The following is a 19,158-nucleotide window of genomic DNA, read 5'->3' as shown; positions in this document are numbered from 1 at the left end:
CCACCCGCCCAGCGAGCACCCAGGCGGCCGGCCAGTCGCGAGGACAACAGCCCCCGCGCCAGCTCGCGCACCACGGGCTCGGGCTCGGGGGCTCGCGTCGCAGGCCCCACCACAATCACCCACCCGCGCCCCGTGTCGACCGGTCGCACGCTTCCCTCGGCTTCGAGCAGATTAACCACCACCCGGGGTGCTGGCTCACCTTCCCGTAGGCCCAGAAGTCGGGCTGCTTGTTTGAACGGGCCGTCCAAGAGGGGCAACCAGGCGCGTTGCGCGGCGCGGAAGTCGGGCAGCGTCTCCGCTCGGAGCGCCGCCACGGGCCACTCACGCTCCACGCGGGCCAGCAGCGCCTCCAGTCCCACCAGGTCCCCAGGAGCGCCCGGCACATCGGGACCTCCGAGGACGCGCGCCAGGTACACCTCCACCGGCTCCGGGTGCGCGGCGAAGTAGGTCCGCGCGTCCTCGAGCACCGACGGGGCCGCTGTCGCCAGCTTCTCCCGGACGAGCGTGCGAGCGCGGCCGTAGCGATAGGTGGGAACGGGGTGTGCCCGCTCGACGGGGCCGGCGTCGTAGCCGGCGCGGTTCAGCAGGGCGAACAGCGTGAAGACGCGGACATCGGCGCGCACCTCCAGGCCACCCGGAGTGTACTGGCTCGCGAACCAGTCCTCCTCGGGGGCGATGGAAACCTGAGCGGTCGACCCGGCGTGCGCGGGGGCCGACGCATGGACCCCGAGCAGTAGGAGGAAGGCCAGGTGGGGGGCTCGCATACCGGCGCCCACGCTACCACGGGCCTCTCAGACGGCCGGAGCCTTTCCGATGAGGGTGCGAATCATGTCCCGGTTGTCGCGGGCCTTCTGGCCGAAGAAGCCGACGATGCCCATCAGCAGCTTCACGCAGGCCTGCGGCTTGGTGGCCAGGAGCTTCTGGAAGTCCGCGGCGCGAATCTCCAGCGCGGAGACGTCCGTGACGGCGGTGGCGGTGCACAGCCGCTCGCCCTTCTGCACCAGGGCCAGCTCGCCCAGGGGTTCGCCGGTCCCCACTTCGCCCAACGGGACGTCGTCACCCGAGGGGCTCCTGGCGCTCAGTCGCACCGTGCCCTCACCGACGATGAGGAGCGACTCCCCCGTCTTGCCTTCGGTGAACAGCGCGGTGCCCTTCGGGAAGGCACGCGGCACGGCCACGCCCGCGAAAATCTGGATGCCGGTGTCCGTGAAGCCCTTGAAGAGAGGGCACGCCTTGAGGGTGTTCGCAGGCACGAGAGCCATGGTGCGGGGTCCTAACACGGACCGCGAGGGCCGGCGAGTCAGCGGCTGGCGCGGTACTCGGAGGCCAGTTGCACGTAGTGATGGGCGGACATCAGGAGGAACTCGCGCTCCGCTTCGGTGAGGGGCCGCTTCACCTTGCCGGGAGCCCCCATCACCATGGAGCCGGGAAGTATCTTCGTCCCAGGAGTCAGCAGCGTCCCCGCGCCGATGATGCAGTCGTCCCCCACCTCCACCTCATCCAAGAGGATGGAGCCCATCCCGACGAGGACGCGGTTGCCCACGGTACAGCCGTGCAGCACGACGTGATGCCCCACCGTCACGTCGTCACCGATGACGGTGCTCGACCTGCCGCCGGTGACATGGACCAGGGACAAGTCCTGGAGGTTGGTGCGCTTACCCACGCGGATGGGATTCACGTCGCCGCGCATCACCGTGTTGAGCCAGACGGAGGAGTCCTCGCCCAGCTCCACGTCCCCCACCACCTGGGCGGAGTCGTCCACGAAGCAGCTCGGGTGGACGCGGGGGGTCACCCCGCGAAACGCTCTCAGCGCCATGCAGTCACCTCTTGCGCGAGCGGCCCTCAGGCCTCCGCGACGACGTGGAACGGCGAGACGGGCGGCGCCACCGGCAGCGGCTCCACGGTGGGCAACTGCAGCACCGCCAGTTGCTTGCCCGAGAGCTGGTTGGGCGTGGAGCGATCCACCTTCACCGTCACGAAGGAGCCCGTGGGCGCGTCGCCCTCGAAGTTGACGGTGCGGTTCTCCGGCGTGCGGCCGAAGCGCTTGGCGGCGTCGTATCGCGAGTGGCCCTCCACCATCACCTCCACCACCGAGTCCACCAGGGCCGCGGTCGTCTCCGCGCTGATGCGACGCTGCAGCTTCTGCAGGCGCTCCAGCCGGGCGATCTTCACCTCGTGCGCAATGGGGCCCCAGTCCTTCTCACGCAGCGCCGCGCCCGTCTTGGGGCGGGGGCTGTAGATGAAGGAGAACTGGTTGTCGAAGCGGACCTCCTCGGTCAGCTTCATCGTCATCTCGAAGTCCTCCTCGGTCTCCCCGGGGAAGCCCACGATGATGTCGGTGGTGACGGCGATGCCCGGCCGCGCCTCGCGCAGCTTGTTGAGCCGCTCCATGTACTGCACCACGGTGTAGTCGCGGCGCATCATCTTCAGGATGCGATCACTCCCGCACTGCACGGGCAGGTGGAAGTGAGGGGCAATCTTGGGCTGCGTGCGGAACGCCTCAATCAGCTCATCGGAGAGGTCGTGCGGATGGCTGGTGGTGAAGCGCACGCGCTCGATGCCCGGCACCTCGGCGGTGCGAAGGAGCAACTGGGCGAAGGACACGCCGCCCAGGTACGAGTTCACGTTCTGGCCGATGAGCGTCACCTCGCGCACGCCGACCTTCGCCAGCGAGTCCACCTCCAGGAGGACCTCCGGGAAGGCGCGGCTCACTTCACGGCCGCGCGTGTGCGGGACGACACAGAACGAGCAGACGTTGTCGCAGCCCTTCATCACCGTGACGAACTCGGTGACCTTGCCGCGAGACGTCTCCGGGTCGGCGCGCGGGAAGACGTACTCCTCCGAGTCCACGAAGGCGGTCTCCACCACCCGCGCCCGCTCCGACTCCACGCGGCCGATGATGTCCGGCAGGCGGGCGATGTTGTCGGGGCCGAAGACGAAGTCCAGGTACGGCACCTTCTTGATGAGGCGGTCCTTCTCCTGCTGGGCCACACAGCCGCCCACGCCGATGAGCGCGCCGCGACTGGCCTTCACGGGCTTGTAGCGGCCCAGGGCGGACAGCATCTTGTCCTCGGCCTTCTCGCGGATGGAGCAGGTGTTGAGGATGATGAGGTCCGCGTTTTCCGGCACAGGCGTCGGCTCGTAGGACATCTTCGCCAGCACCTCGCTCATGCGGAGCGAGTCGTTGACGTTCATCTGGCAGCCGAAGGTGTGGATGAAGTAGCGCTTCATGGGGATTCTCTGAGCAAGAACGTGCCCTTATGCGACGGTCGGGCACGGAAATCAACCGAACCGGGGCCCGCGGTCATCCCTGACTGAGCAGTCCGGTCATCCGGGTGTGGAGATCCAGGAGGGAGCCCTCGCGTTCCCGGAGGAGCGCCAGGGTGGCCTCGCCATAGCGGCGGCCCAGGGCCACCGTCTCCCGCTCCTGCTTGCCCAGCTCGTCCCGGACGCGGGTCCGCAGCTCCTCCGCCGAAGCCTCCGAGGCCCCTTCGAGCTGACGCAGCTTGTCGTCCAGCTTCCGAGCCGTCCACCGGCGGCCGCCGAAGGCGCGCAGCATGGCGATGCCCTGCTCCAGCGCCTGGGAATCCAGGCCGGAGGCCGTCTGGGCCAGGGCGTGGGCACGGGCCAGGGCTTCCGAGCCTCTGGCCGAGCCCACGTCGGCCAGGAAGGCCTCCTGGTAGCGCACCAGGGCATCGAGCAAGGCGCCGTCCACGGGCGGCATGGCCATGCGAAGGGTCCGGTCATCCGCCGCGGAGAGGTGGGTACCCGTCTCGCGGTTGGGGACGTCCTGGTAGCCGTGGTCGTCGAAGAGGGAGGGGGCCATGGGACTCCTGGGAAAAGGCCGGGCAGGTGTAACAGGGCCCGTCCCGTCGCGGTAGGGTTCGCGACACTCCTCTCCTGGCGCGAATCTGAACATGCCCAGGTAGCGCGCCACCGAGCGTCCCCACCCGAGGAACCTGCGCTCGCCAGGATGCGCTCGTTCAGCTCACGAAGGGGCTCCCTGCTTCCCTGAAGGCGAGGCCACCCCCGCTGCCGCCGCGGCCGATACGCCAACAGGGGCGGCGCCCGCCGCTGCCGCTGCCGCCGCTTCTGCCGCTGGCGAGGCGCCTGCCGCCCCCATCGGACCCATGGCGGGCAGAACGTCCGTGCGCTCATAGTCCGAAATCAAATTCAGGAGTTCGGGATTGAACGTCCCCGTCGCGACAGGGGGATGAGTCAGAGCCCCGGCTGCGCCGCCCGGCCCTGGATTCAAGGCGTCCTTGACGGCTGCGGCCCTTTTAGCAACAGAACCCGGGCCTTTATCCAGAACCCCCTGCTTGACATTGAAGTCAAAGATCACCGCGCGATACATTGCAACCATCTTCCGGGTCTGCGCCACAACCAGATCGAACTCTCCGCGATCCTCCAGTTCGACAATCTCTCCAACCAAAGCACCGAGATCCGAATTGATTCCCAGCAACCGCGCCCGGTTATTTCGCAGCCAGTGCCGCTTGACAAAGCACTGCAGTCGCCCCTGTATATCGTGATTGCTCGCGATCAGATCCATGGAATTGACATGTCGCCGCAAAAAATCCCTGTCATTGCAGCGTTCGATAATCCAATCCCTCTGCCGAACATCGACTCCTTCATCCGGATAGTTGGCACATACCCTGATAAACTCAGCAACATCACCACCGCCACTCCTCTTGACAAAATTATCAAACAATGCCTGCTTGTGCATTATGCCTTTGCCATCAGGCCAGAGTTGATAGGCCATCGGGATGCCTGCTGAAATAGCCTCACCGAAAGACTGATCCCCCTCTGCGATAGTGAATGACCTATCCGCGGCGCGCCACAGTTTCTGCATGACGGAATAAGGAATCACCGCGCCCGGTTCCATGGCCACAACCTTTGTCGTCCGATCATCCTGGATCAGAGTAGACACACTGAACCACTTATTCTTCTCGACCTCCAGAACGCGGAGTCCTCGAGTCCGACAATACTCGCCGATGTATGACGCCTTATTGCGCCGACCTTTACCGCCCGCTCCGCCCTGTTCCATGAGATTGTGATTGACGGGCAAGACGATGGCATTCTTGATGCCGACATCAAACACGACGCGATCCAGTAAAAGATCGTATCGAGCCTTGGACTTCTGGCCGGCACCATAACCAAAAAAGAACCGACACCCCTGGTGGTACTTCTTCAAGAAGTCACAAAGCGCCTTTGTGGACTTCTCGGCATCGGACTTCTCGGCATCGGACTTCTCGGCATCGGACTTCTCGGCATCGGACAGCTTCAACTCGGCAAGTGGGATCGGCGCTCTCAACTCCTTGTTGATCATGATACCGATTTCACCGTCCCCCAACCCCGACTGCCTTGTGAAGACGTCCAGCGCCCTCCCGACGCGATAGCTATACTCCGATACAGCCAGATCCCCTTCCGTAGTGGTGGCAGCAGGAGTCTCCAGGGAGATATCCGGACTCCATCCCACTTCCTGCACCTTACTGACCCACGGAAAACTCGACAGCATCGTGTCGAATTGGGAATGGTTCGAGGTGGCGACGATCCTCCATCCCGTCCCCTGGTGAAGCAGACGCCCCGTATGCAGGCCGTTGATCAGGTCGCCAAAACCATTCTGGTCCGCACTGTTGACCAGGATGTCCACATACGGGAGCTGCAAATCCGAATAGAGCGAGTCCAACTGGATCTGCTGTTCAGGCGTCAGCGGCTTGCGTCGACGATGCCCCCCTCTCCCTTCCCAGTGTTTTCCCAGTGAAGAGGCCCCTGCGGCGGCAGCGGCAGCGGCTGACCCTGTCGCCGCCCCCTTGGGGTTCTTCGGGACCTGTTCTTTGCTTGGTTTGGATGCCACGGCGCTGGCGCCCGAGCCAGCGGCCGACTGGGCGCGCAAGCGTTGATAACGCTGCTGGAGCGTCTGCAGGGTCGATTGGAGTCGAGTCGCCAGGTACTGTTTCGTGGCCCAGTCGACGGGGACGCCTTCTGCTTTCAGATCTTCCGTGCAGGAGGTGCAGAAAACGGCCTTTGCACCCTGGCCCGCCCCCACGCTCTTCCCACAAATTCCACAAGACATGTATCGGATCCATCGCGAGGACTTCGCGCTTAAAAGACATGCGTGAGCTTCGTGTCGACGTCCGTGGGCGGCGTCCGGGGAGGACGTAGGCCGATGAGGGCTCCGAAGCGGCGTTACCCAGGCCGTCATGCATGGCGCAGGGCAGGCAAGAGGGGGGCCTGCGCCAAGGTCGAGAGGCACGACGCGGTTTCTCGCCGTGCCACTGCGGGCGACTTTTCAAGGCACAGCAAGCGCTGTGCCGCAACACACTCAGCCCGCCTGGAGGGCGAGCGAGCGCTCCAGGGCATGCACGGCCCGCGTTCCCCAAGAACGCGTTCGCGTCCTCGGCGGACGCCTGGCTTCGATCACGTCCTTCAGCCGGCGGGAGACCACCAGCGCCCGGTTCAGGTTGCTGATGTTATCCGCCAGGGCGATGTACTTCCGGTGCTTGGCTGACGGACCTCCATTCCTCGGCGCGACATGCGTCCCGCGCCCGAAGTACCGAGAGCATGGGAAGGACAGACGCTGGCTCCGCCCCTTCGTGAGGCCGGAACAAGCGGGTCCGCGAGGCAGGTGAAGACGTCGAACGCGCGGTTGAACGTGTCCGCGTTACGCGTCGAACGCCTTCCTCCACGCCGGGCACGCGGTGCCTCAGGACGGGCCCGAAGATACCTGACAGTCCCTTGTCACCCCTGGCAGGCAGGTTCCCCCCTCATCCGCGCGGTCCAGGAGAACGCTACATGAAGCTCTACTTCCACCCCTTGTCCGGAAACTCGCGCCGAGTCCTGCTCGTCGCCACCCACCTCGAAGTACCTCTCGAGCGCGTCGTGGTGGACCTGCCAAACGGCGAGCAGCGCGCGACGCCGCATCTGGGCCGCAATCCCAACGGCCTCGTTCCTGTCCTCGATGACGATGGCTTCCTGCTCTGGGAGTCGCGCGCCATCATGCAGTACCTGGCCGAGATGACGCCGGGACAAACCCTGCTCCCCACGGATGCGCGTGGGCGTGCTGACGTGACGCGCTGGCTCTTCTGGTGCTCGGCGCACATGGCGCAGGCATGCACCATCCTGGTCTTCGAGAACTTCGTGAAGGCGGTGGCCGGCCATGGGCCGCCGAACCCCACGGAGGTCGCACGGGGCGAGGCGCTCTTCGCGCGGCACGCGCGCGTCCTGGACGAGCACCTCGCGGGCAAGACGTGGGTCTCACAGGAACGTCTGACGCTCGCGGACTTCTCGTTGGCCGCGGCGTTCGCCCTCGCCGGACCGGCGCGACTGCCTCTCGGGGAGCATGCGAACCTCCGGAGCTGGCTCGGTCGCGTGCAGGAGCTCGAGGCGTGGAAGCGCACCGCACCGTCCATGCCGCCATCCGCGAGCGTGAGAACCTGAGGCCTCACGCGCCCCCCACGGGCACTTCATCCGACAGGCAATGCGGCGACAACGCCTGGATGCGCACCCCGTTGTCCTGTCCGCGAAGCCTGCTAGCCTTTGCGCGCATTCCTCATGCAGGCGGACCCGACAAGGAGCGTTCCGATGAAGGCGGCTTGGAGTGTCGTAGTGGCCCTGACAGTGGGGCTCATCGTGGGATGTGGTGCTGGTGCGATGGAGGAGGACCCCGGGGTGGAGGAGGCGCTCGCCACGTCGGAGTCCGAGCTCGCCGTCTGCGGCGATGGGGTCTGCGCGCCCATCGAGCGACTGCGCTGTCCGGCGGATTGCCCTCCTGGCGAGTACTGCGGGAACAGGGCGTGCTGCCCTGGTGAAACGACGCAGAGCTGCCCCGAGGACTGCACCCAGGGAAACCCGGGCCAGTTCTGCTACCGGACATTCTGAGCCACCCCACGCGCCGAGGGGCCCACCGGCGCGCGGCAGCGTCCCCTGAAATGACCGTGTCGAACCGCCGCACGGTCATTCGTTGTAGGGATGGAGCCACGCCTCACATCCCCACTCCAGGAGTTACCGCATGCGCTTCATGCTCATCCCCCGCCCTTCCACGCTGGAGCCCACGCCCCCGGAGGCAGCCTTCGACGAGGCCGTCTTCATCGCGCAGATGAAATACAACGAGGAGATGCACAAGGCCGGCGTGCTCATCGCCTCCGAGGGCCTCAGCCCGTCCCCGGGCGCGCACGTCGTCTTCAAGGGCGGCAAGGCCAGCGTGAGGGACGGCCCCTACGCGGAGACGAAGGAACTCATCGGCGGCTTCTACGTGCTGGAGGTGGCGTCGAAGGAGGAGGCCATTGAATGGGCCCGCCGCTACCCGGGCGGGATGGGCAATGACGACGTGATGGAGGTCCGGCCCCTCACCGGCGCCGAGGACATCCCGCCGGCTCTGGTGACGCTCATCGAGCAGGTAGCCCCCACCTGGAGCCAGACCTTCAAGAAGTCGCCGTGACGCGGCGGCCCCCGGGTACGGTTTGGGCTCCGGAGACTCATCCCAGGGCCCATTGGCTCGCGTGTTAATGTCGCTCATGGACTTGGAGTCATCGGAGCGCCCCTTCCTCGAACAGCTCTTCGCGCCGCACTCGGGTCGCGAGTTCCTGGCGGAGTACTGGCCCACGCGGCATCTGGTCTGCCACGGCCCGCTCGAACGGCTCGGGGAGCTCGCGGCGCTCCCCGAGCTCCATGACCTCGAGCGGCTGCTGCACACCTACCGCAACCCGGTGATGGTCGCGCTACCGGACCGGCGCGATGAGCACAGCGTCATCCGGGTGGAGGCGCAGACCGCGGCGGCGCTGTACCGCAGCGGAATGGCGCTCATCCTCGACTCGGCGGAGCGCTACCTCCCCCTGGTCGAGCAGTGGCTGCACATGGTGGCGTTCGAGCTGGGACTCGCGCGCAACGCCGTGGCGCGGGCCATCTTCTATGCCTCGCCGTCGGGTGGCGGCAACAGCCCCCACTTCGACGCGAACGCGAACATCGTCGTGCAGGTGCGCGGCACCAAGCGCTGGACGCTCGCACCCAACACACAACTGCCCCTGCCCACGGACCGCTGGGCGATGAACATGGGCCCGCCCTCGCCCGAGCTGGCCAGCTACCTGGAGCAGGAGCTGCCCGAGCAGATGCCCGAGGGTGCCGAGGTCATCACGCTCGAGCCCGGCTCGGTGCTCTTCGTCCCGCGCGGCTACTGGCACTCCACCGAGGCCTCGGAGGACACGCTGGCGCTGAACTTCACCTACAGCCAGCCCACCTGGGCGGACGTGGTCAGCGCGGCGCTGCGACAGCAGTTGCTGAAGGACGTGCGATGGCGCGCGCTCGCCGATGGAATCGGCTCGCCGGACCCCGAGCGCAGCGGAGCGTGCCACACGCGACTCTCCGAGTTGCTGCACGAGCTGCAGGCCCACGTCCTGGAGTTGGAGGCCCGGAAGATCGTGGAGGAGAGCTAGGGCGCCCTTCCGGGGGGCCGCGATACCTCAAGCCGGAACGAGCTGGTCAGCGATGCGGGCCAGGTCGGAGACGGAGGTCACGACCACGGCCTGGTGACAGTGCTTCTCGTACGTGAGCATCTCGCTGTCACCGATGCCCCAGTTGCCGCGCTGCTCGGGGCAGATCCACAGCAGTCGCTTCGCCTTGCGGCGCAGGTCCTTCAGCGCCCAGACATTGTTGGCGTTGTAGTTGTTGCGCCCGTCCCCGATGATCATGACGGTGGTGCGGCGGGTGATGCTGCCCAGGTGGTCCCGGGTGAAGTCCGCCAGCGCGCGGCCATAGTTCGAGTTGGCGCTCAGGGACACCGTCTTGCCCGCCGTCGCCATGTCGATGGCCTCGTCCACGTCGAGGTCCTTGAAGTACTGCGTCACCTCGCCCACGTCTGACACGAAGACGAACGAGCGCACGCGCACGAACAGGGACTGCATCGTGTGCATGAACAGCAACATCATCCGAGCCGCGTTGCGGACCGAGTCGGACACGTCGCACAGCACCACCAACTCCGGACGCTCCGGCCGGCGGCGACGGAACTGGGGCAGCATGGGCACCCCACCCCACGTCATGTTCTTGCGCAGCGTGCGGCGGACATTGAGCGCGCCCTTGCGGTGCGAGCGCTGCCGGCGAATCAAGCGACTGCGCAGCTTCTCCGCCATCGTGCGCACGGCGGACTCCATCTGGTCCACCTCCGCCTGGGTGAGCAGGTGCAGCGGCTTGTCCTGCACCGTGTCGGTGCGACGACGGATGCGAGCCTCCGCCTGCCGCTTCACCTCCTGGCGCGCGGCATCTTCAATCTTCCGCATCGCCGCGGCGACGTGGCGCGAGACAATCTCCACACCCTCCGGAGACAAGCCGCGCGCATGCAGTTCATCCTCCAGCGACTTCATGTCGGAGCGAGCCCGCTCCATGCCGGCGCCCGCCAGCATGCGCCGCGCGAAGAAGCCCCCCTGGAGCGGACTCTCCAGCTTCGACAAGTCCAACTGGAGCGAGGCCGTCCGGAAGATCTGCGCCAGCCGCGCCCGGTCCCCTTCCAGCACCGCCTGCGCGAGCGGAGACATCTCCGGCAGCAGGAGGTTCATCTGGTAGATGACCATCTTCAGCGTGTCCCCGTCCAGGTAGCCCTCTTCCTGGAGCTGCGCGGCCAGGGACTTGTCGATGGCCTCGAACGTCGCCGCCGCGCCGGAGAAGAAGAAGTCGAACGCGCGGTTGAATGTGTCCACGTCCAGCTCACGCTTCACCAGCGTGGTGCGCATCACCGCGCGGAACAGGGACCGGTCCACCAGCCCCACCTCGGCGGTGGCCCGCAGCGCGTCCTGCACCTCGGAGGTACTCACGCGCACACCGTTCTGTCGGAGCACCTCGGCGAATTCGACGATGCGCGCGTCCATCAGCGTCCCTTCCCTGTGCCCGGCCGCTCGAAGGACATCACGGCCTCCACGTGGTGCGTCTGGGGGAACATGTCCACCACCTGGAGCGCCTGCGGCTTGTAGCCCGCCTCCACCAGCCCCGCCGCGTCCCGCGCGAGCGAGGCCGGGTCACACGCCACGTACACCACCCGACGGATGCCCAGCGCCACCATCCACTTCGCCAGCCCCGGAGCTCCCGCGCGCGGCGGGTCCGCCAGGCACACGTCGAAGCGCCGGCCCTCGGACACCAGCCCGTCGCACACCTTGCGCGCATCCCCCTGCACGAAGCGCACGTTGCTCACGCCCGCCTCGCGCGCACTGCGCTGGGCCAGCTCCACGCCCACCGGGGACGACTCCACGCCCAGCACCGACGCGGAGCCCGCAGCCAGAGGAAAGGTGAAGTTGCCATTGCCAGAGTACAGCTCCAGCACGGAGTCCTCATCCCGCGCCGCCAGCTCGAAGATGGCCGATGTCACGAGTCCCACGTTGGCCTCCGCGTGCGCCTGCGCGAACGAATCCGGTCGCAGGTACAGCGGCACCTCCGGCCTCAGCGGCGAATACGAGCGCAGCGCCGGCTTGCCCAGCACTCGGGGCGAGCCCTCCTTCGGCACCAGCACCGCGCCCTCCAACCGCAGCGCCCGCACGGCGGCCTCCGCGGCCTCCACGTGGCGCGCCGTCACCTGCCCCGTCAGATTCACCGCGAACGCGGCCTTGTCGCCCTCGGCGAGCAGGAGCACCTCCTCGGTGTCCTTCGCCAGCGGCTTGAGCAGCGGCGCCAGCTTCCCCGGCAACGCGGTCAGCACGGGCGTGAGGGCACCGCACTCGGACACCGCGAGCCGCTCGTGGCTGCGCCGGCTGAAGTAGCCCAGCGCTCCCTTCCCCGCAGGATGCAGCACCGCGCGTCGGCGGTAGCCCCAGTCCCGAGGCGCCACCAGGAGCGGCCGGACGGTGAAGTCCTCGCGCCGCAGGTGGCCCAGGTGCTCCAGGGTGGAGAGGACGATCTCCTGCTTCGCGCTTCGCTGGGCGGACTCGGCCAGGCCCAGCCAGTCGCACCCGCCGCACTCGCCGGCCAGGGAACACGGCGCCTCACGACGGCCCGGTCCGGAAGAGACCACCTCGCGCAAAAGCCCACGCAGCACGCGTCCCTGCGACTCCAGATGGACGCGCACGGTGTCGCCCGGGAAGGCGCCAGGGATGAAGACGGTGCGGCCCTGCCAGGAAGCCACGCCCTCGCCGAGCTGGCCGAGGCGGTCGATGGTCAGGGAAACGGGGGTCTCAGGGAGGGGCAGCATGCAGGCGCTCGGTGGGGGCGCCCGCGCGGGCCGCCGTTACTTCCGGGTCGCTTCCGACGGGAGCTCCGAGCGCAACCGCTCCACGAACTCCCCGATGCGCGACCGCTTGTCTTCGTCAACGTCCAGGAACTCCACCGCCATCCCCGGGGACTGCGGAGACGCGGTGCCGAGCGCGTTGGTGCGCGTCACCCGGCCCTTCAGCTCCACCGGGAAGTGCGCTCCCGGCAGTGTCACCAGCAGCTTCACCACCGTGTCCACCGGCAGGGGCTTGTCGGTGTTGATGTAGAGGCCGCCCTTGGAAAGGTTGACGGCCCAGTCCGTCACGAAGCCAGCCACGCTGCGGTAGGCCACCGGCAGCTCGTACTCGACTCGCGGCGCGCGGTGGTCGATGGGGTTCAGCTTCTCCGAGGTATCGGCCATGAAAGGGGCTCCGCCGGGGAAGTCGTCCATACCACCCTCCCCCAGCGGCGCACCTTAGCCTTGCGCGCTCAGACTTTCATCTCGCGCACGTCCGGAGCGATTTTCAGCTTCGGCTCGGTGAGCTTCTGGACCAGCTCCACCGTCACGCCCGGGGCCAGCTCGCGCAGGACGAGCCCCTCCGGCGTCACGTCCAGGAAGGCGTGGTCCGTGACGATGTGGTGCACGCACTTGAGGCCCGTCAGGGGCAGCGAGCACTTCTTGAGGATCTTCGGCTGACCCTCCTTGTTCGCGTGCTCCATGGCCACGTAGATGCGCTTGGCGCCCACCGCCAGGTCCATGGCGCCGCCCATTCCCTTGACCATCTTCCCGGGAATCATCCAGTTGGCCAGGTCCCCCTCTTCGGAGACCTCCATGGCGCCCAGCACGGCCATGTCGATGTGGCCGCCGCGGATCATTCCGAAGGACAGGGCCGAGTCGAAGAACGCGGCGCCCTTCACCGTCGTCACCGTCTCCTTGCCCGCGTTGATGAGGTCCGGGTCTTCCTTGCCCGCCTCGGGGTACGGCCCGATGCCCAGCAGGCCGTTCTCCGACTGGAGCACCACCTCCACCCCCTCGGGGATGTAGTTGGGGACCAGCGTGGGGATGCCGATGCCCAGGTTCACATAGAAGCCGTCCCGCAGCTCCAGGGCGATGCGCTTCGCGAGTTGTTCACGAGTCAGTGGCATGGGGTCCTCAGGCCGTCTTGCGGACGGTGCGCCGCTCAATCCACTTCTGGAGGTTCTTCGCCAGGACGATGCGCTTCACGAAGATGCTCGGGAGGTGCACCTGGTCCGGGTCCAACTCGCCGGGCTGAACAATCTCCTCCGCCTCGACGATGGTGACCTTGGCCGCCATGCACATCATCGGGGAGAAGTTGCGCGCCGTCTTGTTGAAGATGAGGTTGCCGTGGGTGTCCGCCTTCGCCGCGTGGATGATGGCGAAGTCCGCCTTCAGCGGTGTCTCCAGCACGTGCAGCCGGCCGTCGATGATGCGCGACTCCTTGCCCTCGGCCACCTGCGTCCCCGCGCCTGTCGGCGTGAAGAAGCCACCGATGCCGCAGCCGCCCGCGCGGATGCGCTCGGCCAGGGTTCCCTGCGGGTTCAGCTCCACCTCCAGCTCGCCGGAGAGGTACTGCCGCTCGAACTCCTTGTTCTCCCCCACGTAGCTCGACACCATCTTCTTGACCTGCTTGTTCTGGAGCAAAATGCCCAGGCCGAGCTCGGTGGTGCCGCAGTTGTTGGAGATGATGGTGAGGTTCTTCACGCCCTTGCGGTGAAGCGCCTCGATGAGATTCTCAGGGTTGCCACACAGCCCGAAGCCGCCGCTCATGAGCGTGCAGCCATCCGGGATGTCGGCGACCGCCTCGTCCGCGCTCGCGTAGACCTTGTTCATTCGCCCTCCCGATAACGGAAACGGGGTGAAGGCCACCAAGGCCCCCACCCCGTCCCTCTCCCCGTGGGGAGAGGGTTGACTACCTCTCCACCATCAGCGCGATGCCCTCGCCGCCGCCGATGCACAGCGACGCGACGCCCCGCTTCTTGCCCAGGTCCTTCATCGTCTGCAGCAGCGTCACCAGCACGCGCGCGCCGGAAGCGCCAATGGGGTGACCGAGCACCACCGCGCCACCGCGCACGTTCACCTTCGACGGATCCAACCCGAGGATGCGGTTGTTCGCGAGCGACACCACCGCGAACGCCTCGTTGATCTCCCACAGGTCCACGTCCGCCGCGGCAACGCCCTTCTTCTTCAGGAGCGTGTTGATGGCGTCCGCCGGGGCAATCGTGAACTCCACCGGCTTGCGCGCGGCCTGCGCGTACCCGGTGATGCGGCCCAGAATGGTGCGGCCCTCGGCCTTCGCCTTCTCCTCGCTCATCAGCACCAGCGCCGCGGCGCCGTCGTTGATGGAGGACGCGTTGGCGGCCGTCACCGTGCCGTCCTTCTTGAACACCGGCTTGAGGCCCGGAATCTTGTCCGGCTTCGCGTTGCGCGGGCCCTCGTCCTCGGAGACCGTCGTCACCTCGTCCGGCTTCTTGCCGGGGATCTGCACGGGGACAATCTCGGCGGCGAACAGGCCGTCCTTCTGGGACTGAATCGCGCGGCGGGTGGACTCCAGCGCGAACTCATCCTGCTGCGAGCGGCTGATGCCCTGCGACGTGGCGCACTCCTCGGCGCACAGGCCCATGTGGACGTTGCCATACACGTCCCAGAGACCGTCGAGGATCATCGCGTCCTTGAACTCCACGTTGCCCATGCGCGCACCACCGCGCATCGTGTGGCTGACGTAGGGCGAGTTGCTCATGGACTCCATGCCGCCGGCGACGACGACGTCCGCCTCACCCAGGGCAATGGCCTGCGCGCCCGCGATGACGGCCTTGAGACCGGAGCCACAGACCTTGTTCAGCGTGGTGGCGGGCACCGTCTCGGGCAGGCCCGCGAAGATGGTGGCCTGACGAGCGGGCGCCTGACCGACGCCGGCCTGGAGCACACAGCCCATGATGACTTCCTGGACGGTCTCCGGCTTCACGCCCGCGCGCTCCAAAGCGGCCTTGATGGCCACCGCGCCGAGCTGCGGCGCCGTCAGCTTGGCGAGCGCTCCCTGGAAGGCGCCGATGGGGGTACGGGCCGCGCCCACGATGACGACGTCACGAGCCATGAAAACTGCCTCCTCTTGAGGATGTACGGATGTCCTTCGATAACAGCGGCGGTCGCCCTTATCACCGGGCACTCCCCGGAGTTCAAGCGTCCTCGCTCGGCGTCCGGACATGAGCGTCCACTGCGCGCGACGCACCGCGAAACGACGCCCAAGCCCGCGAAGTTCCTCCTCCTTCCGCCCACTCACCACCCGACCGGTCGGACGCTCGCGCCGCGCGAGTCCAAGGTATTTGACCTTGAGGTACAAAACGACCTAACAGACGGCCATGGCACGTCCGAGGAAGTTCCAGGCCGAGACGGCGGTGGCGAAGGCGATGGAGGTCTTCTGGGAGAAGGGCTACGCGGCGGCGTCCCCCCAGGAGCTGGGAGCGCGGATGGGGCTGGGGCGCGGCAGCCTCTACAACGCCTTCGAGAGCAAACAGGGCCTCTTCGAGTGCGTCCTGCGTCACTACCACGCGCACGAGGCGCCCACGCTCCTGGCGCTTCTGACGCAACCGGGCCCCATCAAGGCGCGGCTGCGGGCACTGCTCCTCGCGGTCATCGAGACCGACGTCGCGGACCCCGAGCGCCGGGGGTGTCTGGCCATCAACACCGCCATCGAGTTGGCGGGGCGTGACGCCGCAGCGGCCCGGTTGGCGGCGCGAATGTTCGAGCAGACCGAAGCCGCCTTCCTGTCGCTCATCGAAGAAGGGCAGCGCACCGGCGAGGTCGACGCTACTCGTGACGCGCGGGAGCTCGCGAGCTTCCTCCTCAACAACCTCACTGGCCTCCGCGTGCTCGGAAAGACGGCGGAGGACACCACCCGTCTCACCCGCATCGTCGATGCCCTCATGAGGTCCTTCTAGTCATGCGCGTCTCGCGTTCCATTCTCCCCTCCCTGTTCCTGCTGTCCTTCACTGGTGGCTGCGCGCACCAGGCAACGGCCACCAACGCCGCGTCCACGCAACATCCCCCGGAGCTGCGCCTCTACGCCCTGGATTGCGGAAGCATCGACATCCACGACATGGGGTTCTTCACGGACGGGAGTCAGCCCAACGGTCAGCGCGGGGAGATGTCCGTCCCCTGCTTCCTCATCCGCCATCCCCAGGGCGCGCTGCTCTGGGACACGGGGCTGGATGACGTCATCGCCCAGAGCCCGGACGGCGTGGCGGATCCGGTGGGCGTTCGCTACCACGTCCAGAAGACGCTGCACGCCCAGCTCGCCCAACTGGGCCTGAAGCCCTCGGACGTGCGCTACGTGGGCTTCTCCCATCTGCACGCGGACCACGCCGGCAACGCCAATGCCTTCACCGGCTCCACGTGGCTGCTCCAGCAAAAGGAGCTGACGTGGGCCACCGCGACGCCCGCGCCCTTGGGCGTGGACCCCACTAAGTTCTCCACGTGGCGCGATGCGAAGGTGGAGTCGCTCGACGGAGACCGCGACGTCTTCGGCGACGGCAGCGTGCGCATCCTCTTCACGCCGGGCCACACGCCCGGCCACCAGTCGCTGCAGGTGAACCTGCCTCGGACGGGAACAGTCGTCCTGTCCGGAGACCTCTGCCACACCCGCGCGAACTGGGAGCACCACGGCGTGCCTGGCTTCAACACCAGCCGTGAGGAAACCCTCTCATCCATCAACCACGTGGAGGCGCTGGTGAAGGACTCCAAGGGCCGCTTCGTCGTCCAGCATGCGCCCGAGGACTTCCGCGCGCTGCCCGCGTTCCCCAGCTACCTGGAGTAGTCGTCTGGAACGGCAACGGCCGGGCCCCCTTTACGGGAACCCGGCCGTCACGCCGTGAGGCGGTGCTGAACGAAGACTACTTCTTCGTCAGCTTGCCCATCACGTCGCCGAGGCGCGCCTTGGAGCCTTCCGCCTGCTTGCGGAGGTACTCGCGGTAGTCGTCGCCTTCGCCGATCAGCGCCTTCATGGACAGGGCGACCTTCCGGTCCGGCGTGTTGATGTCGATGATCTTCACCTCGACATCCTGCGCCTCCTGCACCACGTCACGCGGGTTCTCGACACGCTCCTCCTTCAGCTCGGAGACGTGGACGAGACCCTCGATGCCCGGCTCGATCTCCACGAACGCGCCGAAGTCGGTGACCTTGGTGACCTTGCCCTTCACGCGGCTGCCGACAGGCAGGCGCTCGGACAGCGTCTCCCAGGGGTCCGGCTGGAGCTGCTTGATGCCCAGGCTGAACCGCTCGTTCTCGACGTCGATGTTGAGGACCACCGCCTCGACCTCGTCGCCCTTCTTGAACATCTCGCCCGGGTGCTTGATGCGCTGGGTCCAGGAGATATCGGACACGTGCACCAGGCCGTCCACGCCCTCCTCGACACCGACGAACACGCCGAAGTCGGTGACGTTGCGGATCTGACCCTTGATGACGGAGCCGATCGGGTACTTGTCCTCGAGCAGCGTCCAGGGGTTCTGCTCGATCTGCTTCATGCCCAGCGCGATGCGCTTGGCCTTGGGATCGATATCCAGGACGACGGCCTCCACCTCCTGGCCGACCTCCAGGATCTTGGACGGGTGCTTGAGGCGCTTGGTCCAGGACATCTCGGACACGTGGACGAGACCCTCGACGCCCTGCTCGATCTCGATGAACGCGCCGTAGTCCGTGATGGACACGACCTTGCCCTTGACGCGCGTGCCGACCGGGTACTTCTCGTCGGCGCGGTGCCACGGGTCCTCCTGGATCTGCTTCAGGCCCAGGCTGACGCGCTCCTGCGTCGGGTCGAACTTGAGGACAACGACGCGGACCTCGTCGCCCACATTGAACATCTCGCTGGGGTGACCGATGCGGCCCCAGGACATGTCCGTGATGTGGAGCAGGCCGTCGATGCCGCCCAGGTCGATGAAGGCGCCGTAGTCCGTGAGGTTCTTGACGACACCCTTGAGGACCGCACCCTCCTTCAGGTTCTTGAGGGTCTCCTTCTTCATCTCCTCGCGCTGCTTCTCGAGGAGGACCCGGCGCGACAGGACGATGTTGCCGCGCTTCTTGTTGAACTTGATGACCTTGAACTCGAATTCCTTCGAGATGTACTGGTCGAGGTTGCGCACGGGCCGGATATCCACCTGGCTGCCGGGCAGGAACGCCTTCACGCCGATGTCGACGGAGAGGCCTCCCTTCACGCGGCCCACGATGGTGCCCTTGACGATCTCGTCGCGCTCACAGGCGGCGCTGATCTCGTCCCAGATGCGCATCTTGTCGGCCTTCTCCTTGGAGAGGACGACCATGCCGGTGTCGTTCTCGCGGCTCTCCAGGAGGACCTCAACGGGGTCGCCCGCCTTGACGGAGACCTCTCCGCGAGGATTGGTGAACTCGGAGATCGGGACCTGACCCTCGGACTTGTAGCCGATGTCGACGATCGCGAAGTCCTTCGTCACCTGCACCACGGTGCCCTTGACGATCTCCCCTTCCTTCAGGATGCCGTCGCCACCGCGCTGCTTGAGCGACTCTTCGAACATCGCCGCGAAGTTTTCTTCCCCGGCGTCAGTCTCGACCTGCTGGTTCACGTTCTGCTGCATGGAAATGGAAGTCCTTTGAAACGGCACAGCTGCCCCCTGATTTGAGGAACGCGGGCCCCTGCGGGGCGCAACGGGAGTCCGCGGGCGTCCCCACCTCTGGGGACTTTTGAATGGTGCTGAATGAGGCCGCGCACCCTAGACACCGGTTATTCCGGTAGTCAAGCGAGCACGTGCCCCATGTGCTGATCGGCGGATGCGTTGACCCGGGAGTGTCAAGACCCGGGACAGCCATCCGCACCCCTCGTTCTAAGAACGCTCGCCCTCCTGCGCAGCCCTCCCGACTCAGAGGACCCCGCGAGCGCCCGGTTCGCCTGTTCGGCCAGCGAGCGCGACAACCTACTCGAAAAATCCGCTGAAATGCGACCCACATCGTCC

19 protein-coding genes are annotated in these 19,158 nt (G+C 66.8%); 6 read left to right on the top strand and 13 right to left on the bottom strand.

The window, feature by feature from the left end:
* The 6 genes from FJV41_RS21565 to FJV41_RS52395 all read right to left on the bottom strand — a co-directional run.
* Positions 1 to 764: hypothetical protein (locus tag FJV41_RS21565; protein ID WP_141644410.1), on the bottom strand; the 764-nt coding region annotated here is incomplete at its 3' end.
* A gap of 27 nt (positions 765 to 791) precedes the next feature.
* The gene (locus FJV41_RS21560; protein ID WP_141644409.1) at positions 792 to 1,262 is read right to left on the bottom strand and encodes a cyclic nucleotide-binding domain-containing protein; all 471 of its coding nucleotides are present in this window, start codon (positions 1,260 to 1,262) and stop codon (positions 792 to 794) included.
* Between the two features lie 38 nt (positions 1,263 to 1,300).
* On the bottom strand, positions 1,301 to 1,816 hold the full coding sequence (locus tag FJV41_RS21555; protein WP_141644408.1) for a gamma carbonic anhydrase family protein: 516 nt from the start codon (positions 1,814 to 1,816) through the stop codon (positions 1,301 to 1,303).
* Positions 1,817 to 1,842: 26 nt separating this feature from the next.
* A complete protein-coding gene (gene miaB, locus FJV41_RS21550; protein ID WP_141644407.1) occupies positions 1,843 to 3,231 on the bottom strand; it encodes a tRNA (N6-isopentenyl adenosine(37)-C2)-methylthiotransferase MiaB in 1,389 nt (462 codons plus the stop codon).
* Between the two features lie 73 nt (positions 3,232 to 3,304).
* Positions 3,305 to 3,826, bottom strand: coding sequence for a hypothetical protein (locus FJV41_RS21545; protein ID WP_141644406.1), 522 nt, complete (start codon positions 3,824 to 3,826; stop codon positions 3,305 to 3,307).
* A 162-nt stretch (positions 3,827 to 3,988) separates the two neighbouring features.
* On the bottom strand, positions 3,989 to 6,073 hold the full coding sequence (locus tag FJV41_RS52395) for a hypothetical protein (RefSeq protein WP_181790820.1): 2,085 nt from the start codon (positions 6,071 to 6,073) through the stop codon (positions 3,989 to 3,991).
* A gap of 719 nt (positions 6,074 to 6,792) precedes the next feature.
* Here FJV41_RS52395 and FJV41_RS21535 point away from each other — a divergent pair.
* The 4 genes from FJV41_RS21535 (at position 6,793) to FJV41_RS21520 (ending at position 9,428) form a co-directional block, all read left to right on the top strand.
* Positions 6,793 to 7,437: a glutathione S-transferase family protein gene (locus FJV41_RS21535; protein ID WP_141644405.1), complete on the top strand. Its 645-nt coding sequence runs from the start codon at positions 6,793 to 6,795 to the stop codon at positions 7,435 to 7,437.
* 144 nt (positions 7,438 to 7,581) lie between these two features.
* Positions 7,582 to 7,878: a hypothetical protein gene (locus FJV41_RS21530; RefSeq protein ID WP_141644404.1), complete on the top strand. Its 297-nt coding sequence runs from the start codon at positions 7,582 to 7,584 to the stop codon at positions 7,876 to 7,878.
* A 130-nt stretch (positions 7,879 to 8,008) separates the two neighbouring features.
* Entirely contained in the window at positions 8,009 to 8,437 is a 429-nt protein-coding gene (locus tag FJV41_RS21525; RefSeq protein WP_141644403.1) for a YciI family protein, read from the top strand.
* Between the two features lie 76 nt (positions 8,438 to 8,513).
* Complete coding sequence (locus FJV41_RS21520) at positions 8,514 to 9,428, top strand: JmjC domain-containing protein (RefSeq protein WP_174476923.1); 915 nt, start codon at positions 8,514 to 8,516, stop codon at positions 9,426 to 9,428.
* A gap of 27 nt (positions 9,429 to 9,455) precedes the next feature.
* Here the strand turns inward: FJV41_RS21520 and FJV41_RS21515 are convergent, their stop codons facing one another.
* From FJV41_RS21515 to FJV41_RS21490, 6 genes are all read right to left on the bottom strand, one after another.
* Positions 9,456 to 10,853 (bottom strand): VWA domain-containing protein, encoded by a 1,398-nt coding sequence (locus FJV41_RS21515; protein WP_141644401.1) that lies wholly within the window; start codon positions 10,851 to 10,853, stop codon positions 9,456 to 9,458.
* Positions 10,853 to 12,163 carry a class I SAM-dependent RNA methyltransferase gene (locus tag FJV41_RS21510; protein WP_141644400.1) on the bottom strand — a complete coding sequence of 437 codons (1,311 nt, stop codon included), beginning with the start codon at positions 12,161 to 12,163 and terminating at the stop codon, positions 10,853 to 10,855. The genes FJV41_RS21515 and FJV41_RS21510 overlap by 1 nt, the downstream gene beginning before the upstream one ends.
* A gap of 36 nt (positions 12,164 to 12,199) precedes the next feature.
* Positions 12,200 to 12,583, bottom strand: a complete 384-nt coding sequence (locus FJV41_RS21505; RefSeq protein ID WP_141644399.1) for a TIGR02266 family protein — start codon at positions 12,581 to 12,583, stop codon at positions 12,200 to 12,202.
* Positions 12,584 to 12,651: 68 nt separating this feature from the next.
* Positions 12,652 to 13,308: a CoA transferase subunit B gene (locus FJV41_RS21500; RefSeq protein ID WP_141644398.1), complete on the bottom strand. Its 657-nt coding sequence runs from the start codon at positions 13,306 to 13,308 to the stop codon at positions 12,652 to 12,654.
* Positions 13,309 to 13,315: 7 nt separating this feature from the next.
* Positions 13,316 to 14,014 carry a CoA transferase subunit A gene (locus FJV41_RS21495; RefSeq protein WP_141644397.1) on the bottom strand — a complete coding sequence of 233 codons (699 nt, stop codon included), beginning with the start codon at positions 14,012 to 14,014 and terminating at the stop codon, positions 13,316 to 13,318.
* Between the two features lie 79 nt (positions 14,015 to 14,093).
* Positions 14,094 to 15,275 carry a thiolase family protein gene (locus tag FJV41_RS21490; protein ID WP_141644396.1) on the bottom strand — a complete coding sequence of 394 codons (1,182 nt, stop codon included), beginning with the start codon at positions 15,273 to 15,275 and terminating at the stop codon, positions 14,094 to 14,096.
* A gap of 265 nt (positions 15,276 to 15,540) precedes the next feature.
* On the opposite strand from FJV41_RS21490, the gene FJV41_RS21485 reads away from it, so the two are divergent.
* Together FJV41_RS21485 and FJV41_RS21480 are read left to right on the top strand one after the other, a co-directional pair.
* On the top strand, positions 15,541 to 16,119 hold the full coding sequence (locus tag FJV41_RS21485; RefSeq protein WP_141644395.1) for a TetR/AcrR family transcriptional regulator: 579 nt from the start codon (positions 15,541 to 15,543) through the stop codon (positions 16,117 to 16,119).
* Positions 16,120 to 16,121: 2 nt separating this feature from the next.
* A complete protein-coding gene (locus FJV41_RS21480; protein WP_141644394.1) occupies positions 16,122 to 16,994 on the top strand; it encodes an N-acyl homoserine lactonase family protein in 873 nt (290 codons plus the stop codon).
* 76 nt (positions 16,995 to 17,070) lie between these two features.
* Here the strand turns inward: FJV41_RS21480 and FJV41_RS21475 are convergent, their stop codons facing one another.
* Complete coding sequence (locus tag FJV41_RS21475) at positions 17,071 to 18,783, bottom strand: 30S ribosomal protein S1 (RefSeq protein ID WP_141644393.1); 1,713 nt, start codon at positions 18,781 to 18,783, stop codon at positions 17,071 to 17,073.
* Positions 18,784 to 19,158 lie beyond the last annotated feature (375 nt).

Origin of the sequence: Myxococcus llanfairpwllgwyngyllgogerychwyrndrobwllllantysiliogogogochensis (assembly GCF_006636215.1) — a bacterium.
GTDB classification, from domain to species: domain Bacteria; phylum Myxococcota; class Myxococcia; order Myxococcales; family Myxococcaceae; genus Myxococcus; species Myxococcus llanfairpwllgwyngyllgogerychwyrndrobwllllantysiliogogogochensis.
Note: the sequence above shows the minus strand (reverse complement) of the source record. Positions and strands in the feature narration are given on the sequence as shown.